Below are 19,204 nucleotides of genomic sequence, written 5' to 3' on the forward strand. Positions count from 1 at the left end.
ATGCCGGCGACCGCCCCCGTCCGGCGCGGCCTGCGTCGGCTGCTCACCGTGCTCGCGCTGCTGCCGCTGATCGTGCTGCTGGCCCGCCAGCTGCCCCAGCTGCCGTACGCCCCGCTGCTGGCGTTCTACGGCTTCGCCGTGCTCACCGCCACCGTCGCCGTGTTCTACCTGGCCTACGCCCGCTACGTCGACCCCGCCGAGGCCCCGGCGCAGCCCCGGCACGCCGCCGCGTTCCCGCCGCTGCCGCCGGCCCCGACGGTCAGCCTGCTGGTCGCCGTCAAGGACGAGGCCGACGGCATCGAGGCGTGCGTCAGGTCGATGACCGGCAGCGACCACCGCCCGTTGCAGGTGATCGTCGTCGACGACGGCTCCACCGACGGCACCGCCGAGGTGCTCGACCGGCTCGCCGCCGAACTCCCGGTCACCGTGCTGCACCTGCCCCGCAACGTCGGCAAGAAGCGGGCCCTGGTGCACGCCGCCCGGTACGCCACCGGCGACGTGCTCGCCTTCACCGACTCCGACTGCGTGCTCGCCCCGGACGCGGTGGGGCGCTGCGTCGAGGCGCTGCTGCGGCGACCGGACCTCGGCGCGGTCAGCGGCCACGCCCGCGCGCTCAACCCCGACGAGTCGCTGCTCAGCCGGGTGCAGGATGTCTGGTACGAGGGCCAGTTCCGGGTTTCCAAGGCGGCCGAGGCGTCGTTCGGCGCGGTCACCTGCGTCTCCGGCCCGCTGGCGGTGTTCCGGCGGGAGGCGGTGCTCAACTACCTGCCCGCCTGGGCGGCCGACCGGTTCCTCGGCGGCGAGTTCCGGTTCGCCACCGACCGGCAGCTCACCGGCTACGTGCTGGGGCAACGCTGGATCGGCGACCGGCTCAAGGCGCGGTTCGCCGACTCGCCGTTCGTCCGCGACGAGGACCATCCGCCGCGCGCCTGGCGGGTCGGCTACGTCCGCTCGGCGAAGGTGTGGACCACCGTGCCGGCCCGGCTGCGGCCGTTCCTGCGCCAGCAGACCCGCTGGAAGAAGAGCTACGTGCGGAACCTCTTCTTCACCGGCACGTTCATGTGGCGGCGGGGCGCCGGCCCGGCCGCGCTCTACTACGGGCACGCGCTGTGGGTCGCGCTGGCCCCGGCGATGGCCTTCTCCCACCTGGTCTGGGCGCCGCTGCGCGGCTGGTGGGCGGTGCCGTTGCTCTACCTGTGCGGGGTGCTGCTCAAGGGCACCGCGTGGGGGCTGGCCTACCGGCTGGACAACCCGGGTGACCCGCGCTGGGCGTACCGGCCGTTGATGAGCGTGCTGTCCGCCACCATGTTGTCCTGGCTGCTGCCCTGGTCGGTGGGGACGATCCGGCGTGGCGTGTGGTCGCGGAGCACGGTGTGAACGCCGGGCGGCGGGTGCTGACCCGACTGGCCCGGGTCGCGCTCACCCTCGCCGGAGCGGGGACGCTGGTGCTGCTCTACGCGGTGGTGTTCACCCGGGGCGGGGTGCTCCGGTGAGCCGGCTGTGGCCCCGCGCGCTCGGCGGGCTGCTGTCGCTGGTCACCCTGCTGGTGGTGGCGGCGCCCTTCGGGGTGTCCTGGTACCTCGACGACCTGCGCCGCCACGTCAGCGGGCAGCACGACACCCCGGTCACCCGGGTCGACCCCGCCGACCTGAGCCGCTTCACCGAGACGGCCGGGCGGCTGCCGGACCGGGCCGCGCCGGTGGTGGTCGCGTACCACGACATCCGGCCGCACGGCGACGACCCCGAGGCGACCGGGCCGACCGGCCGGGAGCACTACGTGGTCACCCCGGAGGCGTTCGACGCCCAGCTCACCGCCCTGCGCACCGCCGGCTACCGGACGATCTCCTCGGCCCAGTACGTCGACTACCTGCGCGGCGGCGAGGTGCCGGCCCGCTCGGTCTACCTCACCTTCGACGACGGCACCCGGGGGCTGTGGTCGTACGCCGACCCGATCCTGAAACGACACCGGATGGTGGCCGCCTCCTACCTGATCACCGGGCAGGTGGGCACCCACCGGCCGTACTACCTGAGCTGGGCCGAGATCGACCGGATGCGGCGCTCCGGCCGGTGGGACTTCCAGGCGCACACGCACGACCTGCACACCCGGGTGCAGACCGCGCCGGGGCGGCTCGGCTCCCCGCTGACCCACCGACGGTGGGAACCGGCCACCGGGGCGCAGGAGAGCCTGGCCGGTTACCGGCAGCGGTTGACCGCCGACTTCGACGCGATGTTCGCCGCGTTCACCGACCACCGGCTGCCCCGCCCGCAGTTGTTCGCGTACCCGTTCTCCGAGATCGGCGACGCGACGACCGACCCGGAGGCCGCCGCGTTCAGCCGCGACCTGATCGCCACGCGGTTCGTCGCCGCGCTGACCAACAAGTCGCTCGCCCCGCAGCCGAGCAGCCGCCGGTCGGCCGCCGACGGGCAGGTCGAGCGGGCCGAGGTGTACGCCCGGACCACGGCCGCCGAACTGGTCAGCGCCGTCGTCGAACGCACGGCCGTGCCCGCCGTGGTGACCGACCCGTTCGCCCGCGCCTGGGACTGGCGTGACCAGCACGGTGAGCCGATGACCGAGCTGTCCCCGCTGACCGCCGGCCGGTTCCCCGCCGACAGCCCACGCCGTGCCTACGGCACCCTGCTCGCGTACGCCAGCGCGGACTGGACCGGCTACACGGCCGACGCCACGGTGCGCGGCCTGCGCGCCGACGGCGGCACGGTGACAGTGCTGGTCGGGGTGGACGGTGACGCCACGGTGTCGGTCCGGGTGACCCATGGCCGGGTGGCGGTGCTGCGTGCCGGCCGGGTGGTCGCCGAGGCCACGCTGGACCCGGCCGCCACCCACCGGGTCACGGTCACCGTGCGCGACGGCGTGACGGCGGCCCGGGTCGACGGCGGCCCGGCCCTGCGGGTGCCCACCCCCACCGGGCCGGGGGCCACCGGCGGGTTGGCGGTGGCGATCGACGACGCCGAGGGCCCCGTCCACCCGTCGGTCGCCACCCTGGCGGTGACCGCCGCGGGGTGAGCGACGGTCACTCCCGCCAGCCGGCCAGCTCGACGCCCTTGCCGAGTTCGACCCGGAACCCGAGGGTGATGTCGCCGCCCTCCCCCGGCCCGAGCCGCAGCCGCCAGGTCAGCTCGCCCAGTTCGGTGCGCTCGTCCGGCGGCGGGACGACGGTGGCCTCGCGGACGGTCACCGCTTCGTCGCGGGAGACCGGCAGCTGGTCGTGGACCTCCACGGTCGCCGGTCGCGGGGTGTGGTTGGCCACGCTGATCCGGTATTCCACGTCCCGCCGCCGGGTGGAGCCGAGCGCGGCCCGGGTGTCGGAGCGCCGGGTCAGCTCGCGTTCCACCCGGACCCGGTCGTCCACCCCGAGCGCCACCTCGGTCTCCTCGCCCGGCGCCCAGGTCGGCAGCTTGGTGGTGGCGACGAAGTCGGCGTCGTGGAACACCGCCGCCGGGCCGGGCAGCAGGGTGTGCGTGGAGGTGTTGCGGACCGTCGCCCGCAGGTGCGCCTCGGCGGCCCGCAGCGGCACGGTCACGTGGTCGAGACGGACCGGCAGGTCCAGCACGGCGATGACGGCCCGGTAGGCACTGCCGTCGGCGGGCACCGCCACCGGGCGGGCCGGCCGGTAGGTCGCGGCGGTGACGCCCTGCTCGATCTCGGCGACGCTGTCGCGTACCACCGGACGCGGCCCGCCCCCGCGGGCCACCCCGCCGCCGCCGGCCGGGGCCACGCCCGGCGCGGGCGGTGGCGGCGCGCCGAAGCTCGCCGCCGCCGACGTCGCCGGCATCGGCCGGACCCGGTCGAGGTACCAGGGCGACAACTCCGGTACGCCGGCAGCCGCCGCCGGGCGGGCGGTGGAGAGCTGCAGCGCGCACTCCGGCCAGTCCTCGCCGGTGTCCTGGGTGACCAGGGCCGACCAGGTGACGGTCATGGCGTCCCCGACCAGCCGCAGGTCGTAGGAGGACTGCCAGCGTGCCCCGTCGACCAGGTAGGTCAGCTCCAGGTCCACGGTGGTGTCGTCGGCGTCCACCGCCACGGTCACGTCGGCGGCCAGCCGGTCCGGCTGCCGCTTGCCGCCCGCGTCGGCCAGCTGCCGCTGCACGGCCGACAGTTCCTCGGTCAGGTCGGTGCGCCGCCGGGCCAGCCCGCGTCGGCGGCGGTGGGATTCGGTGAACTGGGCGGCGACCGCGTCGGCGAAGGCCGTCACGTCGGTCGGGGCGGTGTCACCGGTGGCCAGCGTGCGGGCGTACGTGCCGCCGGCCCGCTCGGCCAGCCGGGTGAGGAACTGTTGCCGCTGCGTCTCGACCTCGGCGGCGTCGTCGGTCTCGGCGAGTTCGTCGGCCAGGTCCCGGGCCCGCCGGGTGAGCGCGTCGACCTGGTCGTCGGTGCTGCGGGCCTGCCGCCAGGTGCTCACCTCCACGCCGAGGACGGTGACCGCGCCGGCGCCGCCGGTGCGCAGCGAGTCCCGGCGCAGTCGCATCGGCAGCGGGGCGATCCGGAGCCGGTGCTCACCGGCGGCCAGCCGCAGGCTCGCCCGGCGGGTGACCCGGGCCCGGTCCGGGTACACGGTCACGGCGACCACGGGTGCTTCGATCTCCACAGCGTCCACGGCGGCGAGGGTAGCCGGGGCGCGCACCCCGGCCGCAACGGCGGGCCGACCGGCGGGTGGGTGGGTTACTCCGGTGGCAGGCAGACGATGTCGAGGCGGCGCGGGCCGTGCACGCCCTCCACCCGGCTCAGCTCGATGTCGCTGGTCGCGGACGGGCCGGAGATCATCGTGATCGGGCGGGTGGGGTCGGGCAGCGCGCCGACCAGGTCGGGCACGTCGGCCACGATCTGCGCGGCCCGGACCACGCAGACGTGGTGGTCGGGGACCAGGGTGAGCAGCCGGCGGCCCTGCGCCGGGCCGCCGTCGAGGACCAGGGTGCCGGTCTCGGCGACGGCGAGCGCGCAGCCGGTGAGCACGGCCAGGCCGGGCGCGTCCAGTTCGGTGGCGGTGAGCAGGTCACCGGGGAGGGTGGGCGGGCCGAGCCGGGCGGTCCACTGCGCTGGTGTCGCGGGCGGCAGCACCACGGCGGTGGCCCCGGCCAGCAGGGTGGCGAGCAGGTCGGGCAGCTCGGTCGGGGTGCAGCGGTGCACCCCGGCCCGGTAGTCACCGGCGCGGGCGGCGAAGAGCGCACCCAGCTCAGGAGTCATGGGTCCGACGCCACCAGTCGCGGAAGGACTCCGGGGCCGGCAGCGGGGCGTCGCGGTGCGCCGTCCAGGCCGACAGCGGCCAGGGTGCCCGGCGCAGCCGCCCGCCGTGCCGCCGGCTGAGCACCCGCAGGGGCCGGCCACCGGCGCGGGCCGTGCGCAGCGCCGCCCGCCACCGTCGGCGGTCGCGCATCGTCCAGGCGAGCCACGCCATCGCCGCGCGTTCGGCTGCCGGCTTCGGCCCCGTCTGGCGCAGGTGCACCAGGATCGCCGGAATGTCGATCTTGACGGGGCAGACGTCGTAGCAGGCCCCGCAGAGCGTCGAGGCGTAGGGCAGGGTCGCGTTGTGGCCGGCGTCCTGCCCGGTGAGCTGGGGCGACAGGATCGCGCCGATCGGGCCGGGATAGACCGAGCCGTAGGCGTGGCCGCCGACCCGCTCGTACACCGGGCACACGTTCAGGCAGGCCGAGCAGCGGATGCAGCGCAACGCCGCCCGACCCACCGGGTCCGCCGCCATCCGGCGACGACCGTTGTCGAGCAGCACGACGTGCAGCCGGCGCGGCCCGTCGCCGGGCGTCACCCCGGTGAAAATCGAGGTGTACGGGTTCATCCGCTCGCCTGTCGACGAGCGTGGCAGCAGCCGCAGGAAGTCGCCGAGGTCGGTGAACCGGGGCAGCAGCTTCTCGACCCCGACCACGGCGATCAGGGTGTCCGGCAGGGTCAGGCACATCCGCCCGTTGCCCTCGGACTCGACGACCACCAGGGAGCCGGTCTCCGCCACCGCGAAGTTGGCCCCGCAGATGGCGACCCGGGCGGACAGGAAGGTACGCCGCAGGTACTCCCGGGCGGCGCCGGCCAGCACCGCCGGGTCGTCCGAGTCGGCGGTGAAGCCGGGCATCCGGCGGGTGAACAGCTCGCGGATCTGCCCCCGGTGGTAGTGGATCGCCGGCACCAGGATGTGTGACGGGGTGTCGTCGGCGAGTTGCACGATCAGCTCGGCCAGGTCGGTCTCGACCGCCGTGACACCCACCGCCGCGAGCGCCTCGTTGAGGCCGATCTCCTGGGTCGCCATCGACTTGACCTTCACCACCCGGTCGACGCCCTGCGCCCGGACCAGCTCGGTGACCAGCGCGTTGGCGGCGGCGGCGTCCACCGCGTGGTGCACGTTCGCCCCGGCGGCGGTGGCCGCCCGCGCGAACTGGTCCACCAGCTCGGGCAGCCGGTCGATGACGTCGTCCTTGACCCGGGCGGCCCGCTCGCGCAGCCGTTCCCAGTCGGGCACCTCGGCCACCACGGCGGCCCGCTTGTCCCGGATGGTGCGGGTGGCCCGGCCCAGGGTGGCCCGCAGCTGGGCGTCGCGCAGCGCGCCGGCCGCCGCCCGGGGGAACGGGGTGGCCGCCACGATGGGCAGTCGCCGCCGGGCCGGGGGCGTCATCCGGTCACCCCCGGCCCGGTGGCGGCGAGGATCTCGGCGTAGTGGATGGGTCGCGGGGCGTCGGGGCGGCGGGCCAGGCCACCGCCGATGTGGGCCAGGCAGGAGCTGTCGGCGGCGGCCAGGTAGTCGGCGCCGGTGGCGACCGCGTGGGCGCACTTGTCGGCGAGCATCGCCGCGGAGACGGCGGCGTTCTTCAGCGCGAAGGTGCCGCCGAAGCCGCAGCACTGCTCCGGTTCGGGCAGCGCCAGCAGTTCCAGGTCGCGTACGGCGGCGAGCAGCCGCAGCGGCCGGTCGCCCAGCCGCAGCATCCGCAGCCCGTGGCAGGTCGGGTGGTAGGTGACCCGGTGCGGGAAGCGGGCCCCCACGTCGGTCACCGCGAGCACGTCCACCAACAGTTCGGACAGCTCGTGCACCGGCAGCCGGGTGTGCGCCCGCAGGTGCGCCACGCAGGAGCCGGACGGCGAGACGACGACGTCGTGTCCGGCGAACGCCGCCTCGGTGTGCCGTTCCAGGTCACGGGCCGGGGCGCGGTGGCCGGTGTTGGCGTGCAGCTGGCCGCAGCAGCTCTGCCCGACGGGGAAGGTGACGGTGTGGCCGAGCCGCTCCAGCAGGGTCACGGTGGCGATGCCGACCCGGGGGAAGAACGCATCGTTGAGGCAGGTGACGAACAACGCGATGCGCACCGTGCCCCCTCGCCCTGCCTCCTCGCCGTGCCCCCTCGTCACGCCCCCTCGCCAGCCCGGGACGTGATTGACGGATTCTATATGATCTATGCAGTCGGCGCGGGGTGCGGCATCCTGGCGCACCGGCGGGGGCGGGCCGGCGGCCCGGCGGCCGTCGCGGCGTGCCGGCCCGGTGGGCGTCGGGCGCGGGTGGGCGTCCCCCGGCCGCCACCGCCCGTCGACGAGGTGCCGAGATGACGGATTTCCGCGGCCTGGTGGCCGCCGTGACCGGGGGTGGTTCGGGCATCGGCGCGGCCGTCGCCGACCTGCTGGCCGCGCGCGGGGCCCGGGTCGCTGTGCTCGACCGCGATCCCGGGACCGGCGGGGCGCACCTGCGGCTCACCGCCGACGTCACCGCCCCGCTGGAGCAGACCATGGACCGGGTCGCGGCGACCCTGGGCGGTCTCGACGTGCTGGTGAACTGCGCGGCGGTCAGCGCGGTCGGTGCGGTGGAGGCCGCCGACGACGCCGAGTGGCACCGGTGCCTGGACGTCAACGTCGTCGGGGTGGCCCGCGCCTGCCGGGCGGCCCTGCCGCACCTGCGCCGCTCGACCAGCGCCGCCATCGTCAGCATCACCTCGATCGCCGCGACGGCGGGCCTGGTCGACCGGGCCGTCTACTCGGCCACCAAGGGCGCGGTGCACGCGCTCAGCCTGGCGATGGCCGCCGACCTGGTGGGCGACGGCATCCGGGTCTGCACGGTGGCGCCGGGCACGGTGGACACCCCGTGGGTGGCCCGGCTGCTCGCCAACGCGCAGGACCCGGCGGCGGAGAAGCGACGGCTGGCCGCCCGGCAGCCCACCGGCCGGCTGGTCACCGCCGACGAGGTCGCCCAGGCGGTGGCGTTCCTGGCCTCCCCGGTCTCCGGGGCGACCACCGGCACCGCGCTGGCCGTCGACGGGGGCATGTCCGGCCTGCGGCTGGTCCGCTGACCCGGGGCCGCGGCCCCGGCTCCCGACCGCCGGCTCACCCGTCGCCGGTCAGGCCGCCGCCATGGTGACCCGCTGCCGGCCCAGGCCCTCCACCTCGACCTCCACCACGTCACCGGGGCGCAGGTAGGGGAACCGGCCGGACAGGGCCACCCCCTCCGGCGTACCGGTGTTGACCACGTCGCCCGGGTCGAGGACCGTGTACTGCGACAGGTGCCAGATCAGGTACGCCACGTCGAAGATCATGTCTGCGGTGCGCGAGTCCTGCCGGGGCTCGCCGTTGACCCAGGACCGCAGGCGGAGGTCCTGCACGTCGGGGATCTCGTCCGGGGTGACCAGCCACGGGCCGAGCGGCTGGAACGTCTCGCACGACTTCCCCTTGGACCACTGGCCACCGGAGTCGCGCAGTTGGAAGTCGCGTTCGGACACGTCGTTGGCGACCAGGTAGCCGGCGACGTGGGCCAGGCTCTGCGCGGGCGACTCCAGGTAGCGGGCCCGCCGGCCGATGACCACGGCCAGCTCCACCTCCCAGTCGGTGGCGGTGGCGCCCCGGGGCACCAGCACGTCGTCGTACGGGCCGACCACCGTGTTGGGCGCCTTGTAGAAGACGATCGGGGTCCCGGGCGGAGCGACGCCCGACTCGGCGGCGTGCGCGGCGTAGTTCTGCCCCACGCAGAGCACCACGCCGGGGCGGGCCACCGGCGGACCGACCCGCAGCCCGGTGACGTCCAGCTCCGGCAGGTCGCGGGCCGCCCGGATCCGGTCCGGGCCACCGGAGGCGAGGAACGCGCCGTCGATGTCGGGGGTGAGTGCGGACAGGTCGAAGTACCGGCCGTCGGCGTACAGCACCGGCCGTTCCGCGCCGGCCGGGCCGACCCGCATCAGCTTCATCAGGCACCCCCTCCACTGACGACAGTGCACGCCATCCTGCCCGACGGCACGGCGACGACGCTCACCACCCACGGGTGCGCCGGCGCTCGCGGGCCTGCCGACGGCGACCGGCTGTTCGGGCACCGCCGGGCCCGGTGCCGCAGGGCCACCCGGGGCACGCGCGGCATGGTCCCCCTCACCGGCTTTCCGCAGAACACCCGTCCGGAGAAGGTCCTCCGGCGGATCCGGCCCCGGACCGAGCACGCCGCGCGCTGAGGCCACGGCTGCCCCCGGGGCGGGCCGCCGACGGCTCCTCGACCTGCCCGGGGGCCGGGAGGTCGAGGAGCCGTCGGCCGAGCTGTCAACTCGACGCGGTGGCGGGCTCCCCGGTGCCGTTCTCCGGCCCGACGGCGACCGGCGTGGCCTGCCGGTCGGCCAGGTGCCGGCGCAGCGACCAGGTCACCGACGCCGCCCAGAGCACCGCGACGACCAGGTAGCAGGCGTACCGGACGGCGTCCGGAGCGTCGATCCACTCGCTGCGCAGCAGGGTCCGGATGTTGGTCAGCACGATGACCCCGCCGACGGCGGAGCCGAGCACCCGGGGCGGGACCAGTCGCACCAGCCAGGCGGCGATCGGCGCGGCGATCATGCCGCCGAGCAGCAGCGCGCCCACCCAGCCGAAGTTGATGTTCTCCGAGCCGATGCCGACCAGGAAGCCCAGGCTGGCGGCGACCGCCACCAGGAACTCGCTGGTGTCGATCGAGCCGATCACCCGGCGGGGTTCCAGTCGGCCGCTGGCCAGGATCGCCGGGGTGCCGACCGGCCCCCAACCGCCGCCGCCGGTGGCGTCGACGAAACCGGCGACGAGTCCCAGCGGGCCGAGGAAGCGCTTGCGCAGGGGCAGGCCGACCCGGTCGCGGGGCAGGCCGGCGACGGTGAACCGGATCAGCACGTAGAGGCCGAGGGCCAGCAGGATCAGCGACATGATCGGGGCTGCGGTCGCGGTCGAGAGGCTGGACAGGAAGGTCGCCCCGGCGAACGCCCCGACCGCACCCGGCACGCCGACCCGGCGGACCACCGTCCAGTCGACGTTGCCGAACCGCCAGTGGGCGGCGCCGGAGACGAGGGTGGTGCCGATCTCAGCCAGGTGGACGGTCGCCGAAGCGCTCGCCGCCCCTGTGTTGAGAGCCAGCAATAATGTGGTGGATGTCACGCCGTACGCCATCCCGAGACTGCCGTCGACCAGTTGCGCACCGAGGCCGACGAGGGCAAGAAGAAGCAGGCTACGCACAATTACCGCCGATCCGGAAGGAGAATTGGGAAGGCCTGCCCCGCCGGGCCTGACCATCGTCGCGGTGATGGCCGTCCCGGCTGGTCGCGGCCTGTGTGAGGTCGGTACTGCCGGAGGAATCGCCCCCGCAGATCGCGCGCCGCGGGCAGGTATGACCACCCGGCGGACTGCGCGTGAAACGTTCGTTAAGGGAGTACGTCAACCGTCGTCATGGGGTGGCGTTTTGCCAGCCCAGAGCCGCTATCGGTGACGCCTGCGGGGCTTCGTCGCCCGGTCGGCGGTCACCGCCGAGGTCAGCGGCGGCGGGTGGGACGGATGCACGGTCGGCGACCTATCCGCGCCCCACCAGGGAGTCTAAAGATCGGAAACCAATCCCACCTCGCCTCACGAATGCCACAGCTAATCGATGGGCAATGACGGCATGAATACCAATACGGATCTTTGATGTACACCGCAATCGATGGCAAGGGCCGTTCCACATAGTGGGATACGGGAAGGATCGGTTTCCACTACCAGGGACTTCATCGTTGGCAGAAAACAGTTTGGAAATAAAACCGCAAATGACTGGACAAGCATCGGTGCCACGATCTGGTGGCAGCGGTGTCACATCGAAGAACATCGTCCCTGGTTAACCCGACGTCATATCCGGTAGCCTTGGTAGGAAATCTTCATCCAGAGCCCGATGATCGTTGGATTTAACCGGGCTGTAACTGGCAGCCGTTAGATTGTGACGCAGCGCGACATTGACTGCGGCAAATCAGCACCGCGCTCGCCGGCCCTCTGCCGGCAGATCCCCTAGTCAGCACGCGATCCTTCGCGACCGAAGTGGGAGCCCGATGAGTAGCGCACCGTACACACGTGACCTGATCCTGGTCGTCAACCCCGTCGGCGTCCTGGAACCCGGCCCACGGATCACGGCCGCCACCGCAGCCGGTGGTGGGCGCGGCATCATCGACCTGGCCACCGGCGACGACTGGTCGCTGCGGGCGCTCGCCCGCGCCGCCAGCTGGTCGTCCGCCCCGATCGGCGTCCGGGTCCCGGCCGGCTGCCGGGCCACCCCCGCCGAGGTGCAGCGCGCCGCCGACGGCCGGGTGGACCTGATCGTGGTCGAGCCGACGAGCCCGTGGCCACTGGCCGACATCACCGCCCACCACCGGGTGCTGGTGGAGGTGACCAGCCGGGCTGAGGCCCACGCCGCGGCGCAGGCCGGCGCGCACGGGCTGATCGCCCGCGGCATGGAGGGCGGCGGCCGGGTCGGCGAACTCAGCTCCTTCGTCCTGCTCCAGCAGCTCGTCGCCGACGACACCCTGGACCTGCCGGTCTGGGTGGCCGGCGGGATCGGCCCACGGACCGCCGGGGCCTGCCTGGTCGGCGGCGCGGCCGGCGTGGTGCTGGACACCCAGCTCGCCCTGATGCCCGAATCGGAGCTGCCGGCCGACGTACAGGCAGTCATCAGGCGGATGGACGGCTCGGAGACCGTGCTGCGCGACGGCGTACGCGGCATCCGCCGGGGCGGCCCGCACCAGGGCGACAGCGAACTGCTCCCGGTCGGCCAGGACGGCTGGCTGGCGGCGGCCTTCGCCGACCGCTGGGCCGACACCGCCACCGCCGTACGCGGCATGCGCGCGGCGATGCTCGACGCCGTCGACGGCCCCGACGCCGCCGACCTGCTCCAGCCGCACGCCCCCCTGGCCGAGGCCCTCGGGGTACGGGTGCCCGTCGCCCAGGGCCCGATGACCCGGGTCAGCGACGAGGCGTCCTTCGCCGCCGCCGTCGCCGACGGCGGCGCGTTGCCGTTCATCGCGCTCGCCCTCAACTCGGCCGACCAGTGCCGCCGGATGCTCACCGAGACCGCCGCCCAGCTCGGCGACCGCCCGTGGGGCGTCGGGGTGCTCGGCTTCGCCCCCGAGGAGCTGCGCGCCGCCCAGCTGGAGGTCATCCGGGAGATCCGGCCCGCCTGCGCGATCATCGCCGGTGGCCGGCCGCCGCAGGCCCGCGCCCTGGAGGAGCAGGGGATCAGCACCTTCCTGCACGTGCCCTCCCCCGGCCTGCTGCGCCAGTTCCTGCGCTCCGGCGCCCGCAAGTTCATCTTCGAGGGCGCCGAGTGCGGCGGGCACGTCGGACCCCGGGCGAGCTTCCCGCTGTGGGAGGCCCAGCTGGCGGTGCTCGACGAGTACCTCGACACCGATCCCGCCGCCGGCGCCCAGCTGCAGATCTTCTTCGCCGGTGGGGTGCACGACGCCCGGTCGGCGGCGATGGTGGCCACGATGGCCGCCCCGCTGGCCCGCCGGGGCGCCCGGATCGGCGTGCTGATGGGCACCGCCTACCTGTTCACCGCCGAGGCCGTGACCCACGGCGCGGTCCAGCCGTTGTTCCAGCGTGAGGCGCTCACCGCGGAGCACACCGCGCTGCTGGAGACCGCCCCCGGACACGCCACCCGCTGCCTGCACACCCCGTTCGTCGACGACTTCCACCAGCTGCGCACCCAGCTCGAAGGTGCCGGGGCCGAGAACCGCGAGGTGTGGGAGCAGCTGGAACTGCTCAACGTCGGCCGGCTGCGGATCGCCAGCAAGGGCCTACGCCGCTCGGGCGACGTCGTCGAGTCCGTCGACGAGAGCGTCCAGGCCAGCGAGGGACTGTTCATGGCCGGCCAGGTAGCCGTGCTGCGCGACCGCGCCACCACCGTCGCCGAGCTGCACGACGACGTCACCACCCGGGTCCGCGGCTTCCACGCCGACCGGCTCGACGCGCTGCGGGCCCGGCTCACGCCGCCGGCCGTCGAGATCGCGGAGCCGCCCGCGCCGCTGGACATCGCCATCGTCGGGATGGCCTGCATGCTGCCCGGCTCCCCCGACCTGGACAGCTTCTGGCGTACGGTGCTCAGCGGCGTCGACACCGTCACCGAGGTCCCGGCGCAACGTTGGGACACCGAGCACTACTACGCCCCCGAGGTCGGGCCGGGGCAGACCGGCCGGATCAGCGTCTCCAAGTGGGGCGGGTTCATCGACCCGGTCCCGTTCGACGCCATCGGCTACGGCATCCCCCCGGCCGCGTTGAGCAGCATCGACCCGACCCAGCTGCTCGCCCTGGAGGTCTCCCACCGGGCGCTGGTCGACGCCGGCTACCCGTACGACGCACCCGGCGCGGACCACGCCCGCACCGGCGTCGTGTTCGGCGCGGAGGCCGGCAGCGACATGGGCCACGCGCAGACCCTGCGCACCATGCTGCCGGCGTACCTCGGCGAGGTGCCCGAGCAGATGGAGGAGCTGCTGCCCACGGTCACCGAGGACAGCTTCCCCGGCGTGCTGGCCAACGTGATCGCCGGCCGGGTCGCCAACCGGCTCGACCTGGGCGGGCCGAACTACACCATCGACGCCGCCTGCGCCTCGTCGCTGGCCGCGATGGACGCCGCCTGCAAGGAACTGGTCGCCGGTGACAGCGACCTGATGATCTGCGGCGGGGCCGACCTGCACAACGGGGTCAACGACTACCTGATGTTCACCTCGGCGCACGCGCTGTCCCCCACCGGACGGTCCCGCCCGTTCGACAGCACCGGTGACGGGATCGCCCTCGGTGAGGGCGTCGCGTGCGTCGTACTCAAGCGGCTGGCCGACGCCGAACGCGACGGTGACCGGATCTACGGCGTGATCAAGGGGCTCGGCGGGGCCAGCGACGGGCGGGCCCTGGGCCTGACCGCGCCGCGCCCCGACGGGCAGCGGCGGGCCCTGGACCGGGCCTACCACCGCACCGGCATCTCCCCCCGGGAGGTCGGGCTGGTGGAGGCGCACGGCACCGGCACGGTGGTCGGCGACCGCACCGAACTGGAGACGCTCACCAAGATGTTCGTCGAGGCCGGTGCCGAACCGGGCAGCTGCGCGCTCGGCTCGGTGAAGTCCCAGATCGGGCACACCAAGTGCGCCGCCGGGCTGGCCGGCCTGATCAAGGCGACGCTCGCCCTCTACCACGGCATCCGGCCGCCCACCATCCACCTGGAACGACCCAACCCGGCCTGGCACCCGCAGCAGAGCCCGTTCGCGTTCTTCACCGAGGCCCGCCCGTGGCCGGTGCCGGCCGCCGAGCGCATCGCCGGGGTCAGCGCGTTCGGCTTCGGCGGCACCAACTTCCACGTCGTGCTCAGCGCCCACGCCAACGCGCCGGAACCCCGGCACGCGCAACGGATCTGGCCGGCCGAACTGTTCTGCTTCCGGGGCACCGACCGGGCCGCCGCCCACCAGGGCGTCCGGCAGCTGTTGGAGAGCCTGGCCGCCGACGGGCCCGGCAACCGGGCGGGACGGCTGGCCGAGCTGGCCGCTTCGGTCGCCGCCAAGGCCGCCAACCGGCCCGGGACGACCCAGGTCGCGGTGGTCGCCCGTGACCTGACCGAACTGGAGACCCTGCTGCACCGGGCGCTGGCCGGCGAGCACGACCCGGCCCGGGGCCTGGTCCAGCCGAGCGGGGTCGACCCGGTCGGGCCCGGCCAGGTGGCGTTCCTCTTCCCCGGCCAGGGCAGCCAACGCCCCGGCGCCCTCGGGGAACTCTTCGTCACCTTCCCCGAGCTGCGGCACTACCTCGAACTCGACAAGGCCGCCGCGGAGCTGCTCTTCCCGCCGGCCGCGTTCGACCCGGACTCCCGCCGCGCCCAGGAGGACGCGGTACGCGACACCCGGACCGCCCAGCCCGTGCTCGGCATCGGCGGGCTCGCCGTGGACCACCTGCTGCGCCGCCTCGGCGTCCGACCCGACATGACCGCCGGCCACAGCTACGGCGAACTCGTCGGGCTCTGCGTCGCCGGGGCGTTCGACGCGGCCACCCTGCTCGACCTGAGCCGGCAGCGGGCGGCGGCCATCCTCGACGCCTGCGGCGAGGACCCGGGCACCATGGCGGCGGTCGCCGCCAGCGCCGAGCAGGTCGCCCAGGTGCTCGCCGGGGCCGGCCTGACCAGCGAGGTGGTGCTGGCCAACCGGAACGCCCCGCAGCAGGTGGTGGTCTCCGGCCCGACGGCGAAGGTGCAGTCGGCGGTGGTCGCGCTCAAGGAGGCCGGCCTGTCGGCCCGCGCCATCCCGGTGGCCTGCGCCTTCCACAGCCCGGTGGTGGCCGGCGCGGTGGAGACCTTCGCCGAGGTGCTCGCCGAAAGGTCGATCAGCGAGCCGCGCATCCCGGTCTGGTCGAACCTGACCGCCGCCCCGTACTCCGGCGACGCCGGCCAGGTCCGCCACCACCTCGCCGAGCAGATCGGCGCGCCGGTGCGCTTCGTCGAGCAGATCGAGGCGATGTACGCCGCGGGCGCCCGGCTGTTCGTCGAGGTGGGCCCCGGCCAGGTGCTCAGCCGGCTGGTGCAGGCGGTGCTCGGCGACCGGCCGCACCAGACGGTCGCCTGCGAACGCGGCCCGGCCGACGGCCTGCGCGGGTTCCTGATCTCGGTCGCCGAGCTGGCCTGCGCCGGCACCCCGGTCCGCACCGACTGGCTGTTCCACGGCCGGATCGCGGACGGCACCGCCACCACCGCACCGACCCGTCGTCCGCTCTGGACGGTCGACGGCCAACTCGTCCGGGACCAGCACGGCAACTGTCTTCCCGGTGGCATGACCCCTCCCCGACGGATCAAGGAGTTGTCGATGACCCCTGCCAATGGCACCGCCACCACCCCCGGCGCCGCCACCGGCACCGTCAGCGGCCCCGCACCGTCGACCGTCCGGGACGTCCGGACCGTCGACGAGCCCGCGCCGGCCACCGTCCGGGACATCCGGGGCGAGCTGCTCAGCGAGTACCTGCGCACCACGCGGGAGATGATCGCCACCCAGCGGGACGTGATGCTCGCCTTCCTCGGAGACCCCGGGGACGGGGGCAGCCGGCCCGCCGGGGAACCCACCGGGACGTACCGGGTCGAGGGGTACGCCGGGCCGGCACCCACGCCGACGCCCGCCCCGGCCCCCCGGTCGCTGCCCGCCGCCGCCCCCGCGCCGGCCCCGACCCCCGCCGCCACCCCGCGCCCCGCCCCGGCCCCCACCGTGGCCGGGTCCAACGGCGGCACCGCGCTGGCCATCGCCCCCGCGCCGACGGTCGCCCGGCCCCGACCGGTCACCCCGGACGTCATGCCGGTCTCCCCCGCGGTCGGCGGTCCCGTCGCGATCCCCGCGCCGGTCGCCGCTCCCGTCGCCGCTCCCGTCGCCGCGCCCGTCGCCCCGGTCGCCGCACCGGCCGGACCGGGCATGGCCGAATTCCAGCAGGCGATCCTGGCGGTGATCAGCGAGCGCACCGGCTACCCGGTCGACCTCATCGAACTCGACCTCGACCTCGAAGCCGACCTCTCCATCGACTCCATCAAGCGCGCCGAAGTCGCCGGCGAGGTCGCCCAACGCCTCTCCCTCAGCGTCGAAGGCGACGAAAGCGAACTCGAAGACCTCGTCAAGGCCCGCACCGTCCGCGCCATGGTCACCTGGCTCGACGAGAAGATGAGCGGCACCGTCACCACCACCGCCACGCTGACCGCCGCGCTGCCGTCGGGCGACCAGATCGGCGTCACCGCAGCGGACTTCCAGCAGGCGATCCTGGCGGTGATCAGCGAGCGCACCGGCTACCCGGTCGACCTCATCGAGCCCGACCTCGACCTCGAAGCCGACCTCTCCATCGACTCCATCAAGCGCGCCGAAGTCGCCGGCGAGGTCGCCCAACGCCTCTCCCTCAGCGTCGAAGGCGACGAAAGCGAACTCGAAGACCTCGTCAAGGCCCGCACCGTCCGCGCCATGGTCACCTGGCTCGACCAGAAGATGAGCGGCACCGTCCACGTCTCGGCCAGCACGACCGGTCCGCTGGCGCTCGCCCCGGCCCCGACGGTGGCACCGGCCGCCGCGCCGGCCGTGGCCGCCGTGCCCGCCGCCGTGGCCGCCGCGCCCGCCGGGGCCAGCCTCGCGGAGTTCCAGCAGGCCATCCTCACCGTGATCAGCGAGCGCACCGGCTACCCGGTCGACCTCATCGAACTCGACCTCGACCTCGAAGCCGACCTCTCCATCGACTCCATCAAGCGCGCCGAAGTCGCCGGCGAGGTCGCCCAACGCCTCTCCCTCAGCGTCGAAGGCGACGAAAGCGAACTCGAAGACCTCGTCAAGGCCCGCACCGTCCGCGCCATGGTCACCTGGCTCGACCAGAAGATGAACACGACAGTCACCGCGACGGTGACCGTCGCCGCGCCGGCCGCCGTGCCCGCCGCCCCGCCGGCGAGCGTCGCCGCGCCGGCCGTCGCACCCGCCGTGTCGCCCGCGCCGACCGAGGTCGGGGTGGGGATCGCGCCGAAGCGGCTGGTCGCCCGGGAGAGCGTCCAGCCCGGACAACGCGTCGACCCGGGCACGCTCGCCGGGATGCGGTTCCTGATCACCGGGGGCGGACCGGTCGGGGCGTACCTGGCGGAGCTGCTCGGCGCGCACGGCGCCGGCGGCCAGCTGGGCGTGCTCGACAGCGAGCAGGCCGACCAGGGCTTCGACGGGGTGCTGGTACTCGACGGGTTGACCAACCTCGACGAGCCGCTGCTGCCCGCCGTGTTCCCGCTGTTGCAGCGGGCCCTGGCCGCCGGACCGCGCTGGCTGCTCGCCGCCGGGGCGCAGGACGTCGCCGGCGCGGCCGACGGCATGCCCGGCCTGTTCCGCACGATCGCCCGCGAGTACCCGGGGCTGACCGCCCGGTTCGTGGCGGTGGACCCGGCGGCGACGCCTGAGGTGCTGGCCCGGCAACTGCTCGACGAACTGCTCACCGCCGCCGACGCCCCGGTGGTCGCCAGGCGTGGCGACGGTCGCTACGTCGCCGACCTGGTCCCGGTCGAGCTGGGCGCGCTGGCCGCCGGCGGTGCCGGACCGGCCGGCGACGGGGTGTCCGAGGCCGCCGCGATCGGGTTGGAACGCGACTCGGTGGTGGTGCTGATCGGTGGGGCACGGGGCATCACCCCGTGGTTCGCCCGGGCGCTCGCCTCGGCCAGCGGCTGCCGCATCGAGCTGGTCGGCCGTACCCCGCTGCCGTCCGGCCCGGAGGACCCGGAGCTGGCCGCCGCCACCGACCGTGCCGCGCTGGTCGGGGTGCTGGCCCGGCGGGGGCTGTCCTCGCCGGCCGAGATCTCCCGCACCGCGCAGGCCGTCCTGGCGGCCCGGGAGGTGACCGCCACGATCGCCGAGCTGACCGAACTGGGTGGCGAGGTCCGCTACCACGCCCTGGACGTCCGGGACGCGGCGGCGACCCGCGCGCTGCTGGCCGCGATCCACGCCGAGTACGGCCGCCTCGACGGGGTGGTCTACGCCGCCGGGATCATCGAGGACAAGCTGATCGCCGAGAAGGACCCGGCGTCGTTCACCAGGGTCTTCGACACCAAGGTCGACGGGGCCCGGGGGCTGCTGGCGGGTCTCGACGCGCTGCCCGGCGCGCCGCGGTTCCTGGTCTTCTTCGGCAGCATCGCCGCCGCCTACGGCAACCGGGGACAGGCCGACTACGCGGCGGCCAACGACGCCCTGGACGCCATCGGCACCCGCTACGCGGCCCGGACCGGGGTGCGCACCGTGACCGTCCACTGGGGGCCGTGGGCGCCCGGTGCCGGCCACGGCGGCATGGTCACCGCCGAACTGAGCCGCGAGTACGCCCGGCGCGGCATCGGCCTGATCGACCCGGAGGAGGGCGCGCTGGCCCTGCTGCGCGAGCTGGCCTGGGCCGACGCGTCGGTCACCTCGGTCGTCTACACCGCCTCCGGGTGGTGAGGGCGTCGATGAGCCGTCCCGCCCCCAC

General features: G+C 74.7%; 10 protein-coding genes. 4 read left to right on the plus strand and 6 right to left on the minus strand.

Annotated features, from left to right (window positions below):
* Together JQN84_RS30115 and JQN84_RS30120 are read left to right on the plus strand one after the other, a co-directional pair.
* Positions 1 to 1,377, plus strand: a complete 1,377-nt coding sequence (locus JQN84_RS30115; RefSeq protein ID WP_204961979.1) for a glycosyltransferase family 2 protein — start codon at positions 1 to 3, stop codon at positions 1,375 to 1,377.
* A gap of 112 nt (positions 1,378 to 1,489) precedes the next feature.
* Positions 1,490 to 3,022 carry a polysaccharide deacetylase family protein gene (locus tag JQN84_RS30120; RefSeq protein WP_204961980.1) on the plus strand — a complete coding sequence of 511 codons (1,533 nt, stop codon included), beginning with the start codon at positions 1,490 to 1,492 and terminating at the stop codon, positions 3,020 to 3,022.
* 7 nt (positions 3,023 to 3,029) lie between these two features.
* Here JQN84_RS30120 and JQN84_RS30125 read toward each other — a convergent pair whose 3' ends face one another.
* The 4 genes from JQN84_RS30125 to JQN84_RS30140 all read right to left on the minus strand — a co-directional run bounded on the left by JQN84_RS30125 (position 3,030) and on the right by JQN84_RS30140 (position 7,315).
* On the minus strand, positions 3,030 to 4,613 hold the full coding sequence (locus JQN84_RS30125; RefSeq protein ID WP_204961981.1) for a DUF4139 domain-containing protein: 1,584 nt from the start codon (positions 4,611 to 4,613) through the stop codon (positions 3,030 to 3,032).
* A gap of 65 nt (positions 4,614 to 4,678) precedes the next feature.
* Positions 4,679 to 5,200 (minus strand): LutC/YkgG family protein, encoded by a 522-nt coding sequence (locus JQN84_RS30130; protein WP_204961982.1) that lies wholly within the window; start codon positions 5,198 to 5,200, stop codon positions 4,679 to 4,681.
* The gene (locus tag JQN84_RS30135) at positions 5,190 to 6,632 is read right to left on the minus strand and encodes a lactate utilization protein B (protein WP_204961983.1); all 1,443 of its coding nucleotides are present in this window, start codon (positions 6,630 to 6,632) and stop codon (positions 5,190 to 5,192) included. The genes JQN84_RS30130 and JQN84_RS30135 overlap by 11 nt, the downstream gene beginning before the upstream one ends.
* Positions 6,629 to 7,315 (minus strand): (Fe-S)-binding protein, encoded by a 687-nt coding sequence (locus JQN84_RS30140; protein WP_204961984.1) that lies wholly within the window; start codon positions 7,313 to 7,315, stop codon positions 6,629 to 6,631. The genes JQN84_RS30135 and JQN84_RS30140 overlap by 4 nt, the downstream gene beginning before the upstream one ends.
* A 233-nt stretch (positions 7,316 to 7,548) precedes the next feature.
* Between JQN84_RS30140 and JQN84_RS30145 the strand changes: the two genes are divergently transcribed.
* Positions 7,549 to 8,286: an SDR family NAD(P)-dependent oxidoreductase gene (locus JQN84_RS30145; protein WP_204961985.1), complete on the plus strand. Its 738-nt coding sequence runs from the start codon at positions 7,549 to 7,551 to the stop codon at positions 8,284 to 8,286.
* A gap of 48 nt (positions 8,287 to 8,334) precedes the next feature.
* Here JQN84_RS30145 and JQN84_RS30150 read toward each other — a convergent pair whose 3' ends face one another.
* Entirely contained in the window at positions 8,335 to 9,174 is an 840-nt protein-coding gene (locus JQN84_RS30150) for a fumarylacetoacetate hydrolase family protein (protein WP_204961986.1), read from the minus strand.
* Between the two features lie 340 nt (positions 9,175 to 9,514).
* Complete coding sequence (locus JQN84_RS30155) at positions 9,515 to 10,444, minus strand: sulfite exporter TauE/SafE family protein (RefSeq protein WP_204961987.1); 930 nt, start codon at positions 10,442 to 10,444, stop codon at positions 9,515 to 9,517.
* 836 nt (positions 10,445 to 11,280) lie between these two features.
* Here JQN84_RS30155 and JQN84_RS32175 point away from each other — a divergent pair.
* Complete coding sequence (locus JQN84_RS32175; protein WP_305070903.1) at positions 11,281 to 19,176, plus strand: type I polyketide synthase; 7,896 nt, start codon at positions 11,281 to 11,283, stop codon at positions 19,174 to 19,176.
* Positions 19,177 to 19,204 lie beyond the last annotated feature (28 nt).

Origin of the sequence: Micromonospora humidisoli, assembly GCF_016900955.1 — a bacterium.
Lineage (GTDB): Bacteria > Actinomycetota > Actinomycetes > Mycobacteriales > Micromonosporaceae > Micromonospora > Micromonospora wenchangensis.

Bases quoted from the DNA above. Each gene is read 5' to 3' on its own strand.
- JQN84_RS30150 (WP_204961986.1), bottom strand. From the start codon at position 9,174: ATGAAGCTGATGCGGGTCGGCCCGGCCGGCGCGGAACGGCCGGTGCTG.
- JQN84_RS30130 (WP_204961982.1), bottom strand. From the start codon at position 5,200: ATGACTCCTGAGCTGGGTGCGCTCTTCGCCGCCCGCGCCGGTGACTAC.
- JQN84_RS32175 (WP_305070903.1), top strand. From the start codon at position 11,281: ATGAGTAGCGCACCGTACACACGTGACCTGATCCTGGTCGTCAACCCC.
- JQN84_RS30115 (WP_204961979.1), top strand. From the start codon at position 1: ATGCCGGCGACCGCCCCCGTCCGGCGCGGCCTGCGTCGGCTGCTCACC.
- JQN84_RS30145 (WP_204961985.1), top strand. From the start codon at position 7,549: ATGACGGATTTCCGCGGCCTGGTGGCCGCCGTGACCGGGGGTGGTTCG.
- JQN84_RS30135 (WP_204961983.1), bottom strand. From the start codon at position 6,632: ATGACGCCCCCGGCCCGGCGGCGACTGCCCATCGTGGCGGCCACCCCG.